Genomic DNA, 5,475 nt, shown 5'->3' with positions numbered 1-5,475 from the left:
ATGCTGCGGTTCATACTGAAGATTAAATTGCCTAATCAAAGTTTTACCTTTCATAAAGCGATTTTTTTCTGCTGAATCTTTATGATATACATAGTAAGAACTAGTTTCTCTGATAAATACTTTAACTTTTTCTTCTTCCATATTGATTTGAATATTTGGTACAAAAATAAGTCCTTCTTGTCGGATACCAAACTGTACCTTAATGTAAATTCCATCGTCTACTACTTCTTCTATTTGATTAAGATTCAACTTTACTTTAAACTCATGAACTGCATCCCTATTTCTCTTGAAATCTTGATAGGATTTCCATACCACCTCTTCTGTCGGCAACTCTTTTTCTTTAATTAGCTTTTCTTTATTGTAAAGTTCAACTAAATTTTTATTATCTAAGACAACAGTTTCATTTTTGTTATTAACATAGTCTTGAAAATAGCTAACACTATACCGATTCATTTTTCCCAATTCCTGTTCTGAAAGCTTTATCTCATCAAATTCAAATTGAACATGTTTTTCTTTCGGAATTATTTTTAATCCAAAAAATTCTGCTTGTTGAATCAATTCATTCATATTCTTCATTTTCGGAAGTAAAAATTCTAAGATATTTATGATTTCCCTTTGAACAAACTTTTTCTTAAAATAAGTTTCATTATAAGGTTGTTTTCTACTCAATTTACTATCACGTACGACTTGTTTCATATTTGAATCAGTCATAAAAAAAGTAACATGCTTGTGTCTAAAATCAATTTTTAAATGTAAAGCTTTTGCTTTTTTCTTGAAATCTTCAAAATTTTTCGAGTTCTCGATTAGAAAATATACTCGTTGTTTTATTTCATATTTGTAATTTGTTTTGCGATAAACTTCATACTGACGATGGGAATAACGATTTTCTATAATTTTTGCCCCAGCTATTTTTGAAAGACGATCAGAAACCATTCGTAGATTATGTTCTGCCTTATAATCCCATAGAAACTTTTTATCAGAATTCTGATCAATTGAATTTAGGATGATGTGATTGTGGATATGACCTTTATCGACATGTGTTGCTACAATGAAACGAAATCTACCTCCTGTCAACTCTTTAACTGTCTCATAACCAATCCGATTGATTTGTTCGGGAGTTAGATGGTCATCTGGAGAAAAGGACTGAATGATGTGATGAGAATGAATTTTTCGTTGATTTACTTCTCGCCTATCATGACGAAACTCATAAAGAGTATCATTACTTAAAAAATTATCATTGTACATCTTCACTAGTTCTTTATAACTTGGAAAATCTAAATAATTTCTCATACCAAAATCTGAAACTAGTGTTAGGTTTTTTGTTTTACTTGGATTCAAAATATATTTAATTAATTTACAACGATAATTTTTTCCATGTATCGCAAAGTGTTTAGTGATGACCATAAAATTTCCTCAATTTTTCAGATTGGATAAGAAAATCTTTCTCCACTTCTACTATTAACTCTTCTATACCTTTTCTCAATTCATCTAATTCAACTTCCGTTATTAAGTTCGAATAATTTATGCTTCTGGCTATTTGATTAATATTATTTCCTATTCGTTTTAATTCAAAAATTAAATCTTGATAACTATTTGTATCAATGGTGATGAAATTCATACCAGGATCTAATAGAGTTCGTCTAGCATATTCTGAAAAGGATAAGCAGTTACTTTTTGAGATATTTTCATTTAATTTGACTAATTCTAGATCAGATAAAAAGACTTTTTTAAAATTCGTTCTATATCGGTGTTCCACTCTGCTACCTCATGTATTTGTTTCTAAAATCTTCACTAAGAGGATTTGTTTTTTCTACCTCTTTAATTAATTCTTGAATACAAGTTAGCAGAATAGAAACATGTTCTTGAGTAACCTGATGATTTATTTTAGAAATTATTAATATTTCATGAACATCACGGCTAATTTGTTCCAACTTTTGATTTTTCCAAAGGTTGAACCATTCTTCCATCTGTTTTTGTCCATCAGACAATAGTAAGCTTTTACGGAGAAAATCAGAAAAATTATCCTCTCCTTTCTCTCTCATTAAATCTAGTATTTGTTTTTCTTCCGTTTCTGTTAAGCGAAATTGTTTCCGAATACTACGTATATCTCTTTTCATATGACTTTTCCTCCTTCATTGATACCTGTACTGACAATGTAAGCTTACAGACACTGTCAGTACATTTTTCAAAATAGCTTCAACATTTTTGTAAGGCTTTGCGAGCTCAGATATTGTGTCCACAATATCCCAAAAATCATATCACCTGCCATTTCAAACCTTACGGTTCAAAAAACAAACGATATGACAATGTGGTGGCACGCCCCCAAACCCCCAAGATAAATCTAAATTAAAAAAAGTATAACAAATACTTTTTGATAAAATTATCACAGAAAAAGAGCCCTGTCGGACTCTTACAAATTAAAACAATGTCTCTGATATTCATACTGTCTAATGCCACTACTGTCTTTGTTCATCTTGATAGAAAAAACAAAGTAATGATCACGACCGTCTAAAGATTTGCTTTTATTAAGTTTAAAATAATGTTTTTGAGACATAGCCATTGTGCGTAAAATGTCATCAGTGATAAATGTTAACGGTATATCTAAAGCTGAATACTTGTAAAAATCTGATTCAAACCGTAAATAAGAATCAGAAAAATAATCTAGCTGCAATTTATCATCATATAATTCTTTCCGATTCATCTAGACTCTCTCCTTCTATCTGAATATCGAGTATATCTTCCCATTTTAATAGTAAAAAACCAGTGTCTGATTTAATAGATATAGACTCTTTTCTAATTTCTTTTACAATACCTGATACTACTTTTCTTCTATTCGAATGCTTAAAAACAAAAGTTGCTGGGAAGACATTTGTATACAGTTGCCGAACAAATAGAACTTTCTCTTCCATTGATAGGGAAATGGAGATATCTTCTTTATTTTTTTCTTCCCAAAGAGAACTTGAATGTTCTGACAAAAAGAAGCCCATCCACTTAGCCATCCCACGATCTTGATACTCTCTTGCAGACAAAAAAGGCAAATAAGAACGATTCATCATTTTAGTCCATCTAATCCTCCAGCTGAATGACCACCAATAAGTTTACTTCTTGCAATTGTTCTAGAAGCTTGATCTAGGGCATTTCCTTTCAATAGTGAAGTAAAACCAAATTCTGTTCGAATAGCATCGATTGCGGACTGGAGCCTTTCTTCTTTTTCTATTTTTTCAATATCATCAAATAATGAAATCAATCCAAAGGATTCATCCACTAAACCAGAATAATTCACTGCCACATTCCTGATAGCTCCTGAAGTATATTTAGTGTGAAATAACTTTAAAACGTAGTTTGTCAGTAGTGCTGTTTGATTGGTTGGTTCAATCTTGATTTGAGTATGAATAGATCGTTTCTGTTCCGCCTTAGAATACCCCAAGTGTATAGAAACTACTGTTGCTTTTTTACCAGCTCTTCTCAATCTAACTGCAACTTGTTCTGCCATCTCACGAAGTATGATCTCAATATCTCTTTGTTTAATATAATCTCTTGGTAAAACTTGAGAGTTCCCTATCCCTTTTGACTTTGGCTTATAAGGTTTATGAACATTACTTTCATCAATCCCATTGGCGTGGAACCATAACTCTAGACCCATAATGCCAAGCTCTTTTTTTATCAAGTCAGGATTAGCCTGTGCCAATTCTTTAATCGAAAAGATACCTAAACCATGTAATCTCTTCTCCATCCGATTTCCAATTCCCCAGAAATCTGTCATTTTAGGAATAGCCCATACTTTCTTTTCGACATCCTCATAGGACCAATTGGCTCTCATTGTCGGAGTCTTTTTCGCTTCATTATCTAGTGCTAACTTAGCTAATAAGGGATTGGAATTAGACATGCCTACAGTTGAATAGATTCCAGTTTTTCTCCAAATCTTTTTTTGAATAGCAGCCGAAATAATATCTAATTTATCTTTCCTACTAATACTTTTATCTGGTACAAAATAATTTAATGAACTTGTTAAATCAATAAATCCTTCATCAATTGAGTAGGGATAAATATCATCTGGTGCCGCAAAATCATGAAAGATTTTTTGAATCTCCATATTGACTGCTATATAAGTATCCATTCTCGGAGGGACAATCACGGTTGATTTTGCCCATTCCTCTATATAGCGGACATAGTCTATCGTTGTCGGTAAACCTTGCTTCTTAGCATTATAATAAGAGAATTTGCGAGTCTTTAGATCAAATGGTAAATCATAGGAACGTCCAACGTTCGACTTTCCAAAGACCTTTTTAAACATAGGAGAGGAAGCAAGAATTAAACCAGCAGAATTATCTGCACGACTCATAACACAAAGCGAAGTCTTAAGTGGGTGTAATCCTCTATCTACACATTCTACACTTGCGTAAAAAGATTTCATATCAATAAAGGCAATGTCACTTTGAGGTTCTAGACTATAATCAAACCAACTCATGCTTAGTCCTCTAAAGGCATAAAGTTCCCAACTATTTTCCCTATAATGCGAGGATTCTCATCATAAGGCGCAAACTTATCTGAATAGTTCCGATTGAGTGAAACTAAACGAAGCCCATTTTCTTCACGATACACTTTCTTAATATAGGTTTGACCATCCCAATCTATGGCATAGATAGCCCCGTCATAATCAAATCCCGTTTGCTTAATAAGGGCTACAGAACCATTTTCATATGTCGGTTCCATTGAATTTCCAAACACCCATGATGCAAAGTCATAATCAAATTGATGATTAAAATAAACTGTATCGTAATTACCATCATCAAAATAAGCTGTTCCTGTACCAGCTGATAATTTTTCGTAAACTTTATAAGCAAAACGCTCAGGAATTTCTACAACCTTCGCATTCTGTTTGTTCAACAATTCTGTAGCATAATGAAGCGTCGCTTTTTGATCATTTTCCGTTAGCTTGAGATAGGTTTCTACGATTTCATACTCTGATTCAAAATATCGAGGATCAACATTCAAAATCTGACTCAATTTGGTTAGATTATTTTGATTCGGTTTCGTTTTACCTGATTCCCAATTAAAGTACGAAGCTCTACTAATTCCCAAACTGGATGCAAGTTGAGATTGAGATAATCCTTGACTTTCTCTTTTTTCTTTTAATTTAGTAGGTGAAAACATTTGTTCTCCTTTTGTAAGTTTATTAACTAACAAAAGGATACCATAGCTTGTTGAAAAAATCAAGAGTTCAATAACCCCCAAGATTTAAAATAATCATAAACTGTGCTTAATTTGTACTTATATTGTTAGGAAACCATCACTTAAGAAAGTTATAACTTTTGAAAAAGATAAAGAACAAGCAAAAATAGAAAATAAAAAAAGGATCGTTATTTTTTAAATGACGATCCAATAGACTATATTTTAAAATTCGTGATTTAACAACCATTTCGATTAGTTAAATCTTTCAATCTTTCCTCTCCAGATTTAAGCATCTCTTTCTCC

7 protein-coding genes and 1 pseudogene are annotated in these 5,475 nt (G+C 32.0%); all 8 read right to left on the bottom strand.

The window, feature by feature from the left end:
• On the bottom strand, window positions 1-1,404 hold a 1,404-nt coding region (locus tag D8836_RS10955), incomplete at its 3' end, for an SAG1250 family conjugative relaxase (RefSeq protein ID WP_125393991.1).
• Window positions 1,391-1,756 (bottom strand): MobC family plasmid mobilization relaxosome protein, encoded by a 366-nt coding sequence (locus tag D8836_RS10950; protein ID WP_125393990.1) that lies wholly within the window; start codon window positions 1,754-1,756, stop codon window positions 1,391-1,393. The genes D8836_RS10950 and D8836_RS10955, both read right to left, overlap by 14 nt.
• A gap of 4 nt (window positions 1,757-1,760) precedes the next feature.
• On the bottom strand, window positions 1,761-2,117 hold the full coding sequence (locus D8836_RS10945) for an SAG1252 family conjugative relaxosome accessory protein (protein ID WP_125393989.1): 357 nt from the start codon (window positions 2,115-2,117) through the stop codon (window positions 1,761-1,763).
• 293 nt (window positions 2,118-2,410) lie between these two features.
• Entirely contained in the window at window positions 2,411-2,701 is a 291-nt protein-coding gene (locus tag D8836_RS10940) for a DUF5960 family protein (protein ID WP_037606793.1), read from the bottom strand.
• Window positions 2,679-3,056, bottom strand: a complete 378-nt coding sequence (locus D8836_RS10935; RefSeq protein WP_125393988.1) for a hypothetical protein — start codon at window positions 3,054-3,056, stop codon at window positions 2,679-2,681. Before D8836_RS10935 ends, D8836_RS10940 begins: the two co-directional genes overlap by 23 nt.
• Window positions 3,053-4,468, bottom strand: coding sequence for a Y-family DNA polymerase (locus D8836_RS10930; protein WP_125393987.1), 1,416 nt, complete (start codon window positions 4,466-4,468; stop codon window positions 3,053-3,055). The genes D8836_RS10935 and D8836_RS10930 overlap by 4 nt, the downstream gene beginning before the upstream one ends.
• Window positions 4,469-4,470: 2 nt before the next feature.
• Complete coding sequence (locus tag D8836_RS10925) at window positions 4,471-5,154, bottom strand: LexA family transcriptional regulator (RefSeq protein WP_125393986.1); 684 nt, start codon at window positions 5,152-5,154, stop codon at window positions 4,471-4,473.
• Between the two features lie 254 nt (window positions 5,155-5,408).
• Window positions 5,409-5,475: pseudogene (locus D8836_RS11545) on the bottom strand (zeta toxin family protein); the annotation flags it as partial.

Source organism: Streptococcus mitis, assembly GCF_003942995.1.
GTDB classification, from domain to species: Bacteria; Bacillota; Bacilli; order Lactobacillales; family Streptococcaceae; genus Streptococcus; species Streptococcus mitis_CV.
Note: the sequence above shows the minus strand (reverse complement) of the source record. Positions and strands in the feature narration are given on the sequence as shown.

Excerpts from the sequence above, each read along its gene's own strand:
- D8836_RS10945 (WP_125393989.1), bottom strand. The coding sequence starts at position 2,117 with ATGAAAAGAGATATACGTAGTATTCGGAAACAATTTCGCTTAACAGAA.
- D8836_RS10940 (WP_037606793.1), bottom strand. The coding sequence starts at position 2,701 with ATGAATCGGAAAGAATTATATGATGATAAATTGCAGCTAGATTATTTT.
- D8836_RS10935 (WP_125393988.1), bottom strand. The coding sequence starts at position 3,056 with ATGATGAATCGTTCTTATTTGCCTTTTTTGTCTGCAAGAGAGTATCAA.
- D8836_RS10930 (WP_125393987.1), bottom strand. The coding sequence starts at position 4,468 with ATGAGTTGGTTTGATTATAGTCTAGAACCTCAAAGTGACATTGCCTTT.
- D8836_RS10925 (WP_125393986.1), bottom strand. The coding sequence starts at position 5,154 with ATGTTTTCACCTACTAAATTAAAAGAAAAAAGAGAAAGTCAAGGATTA.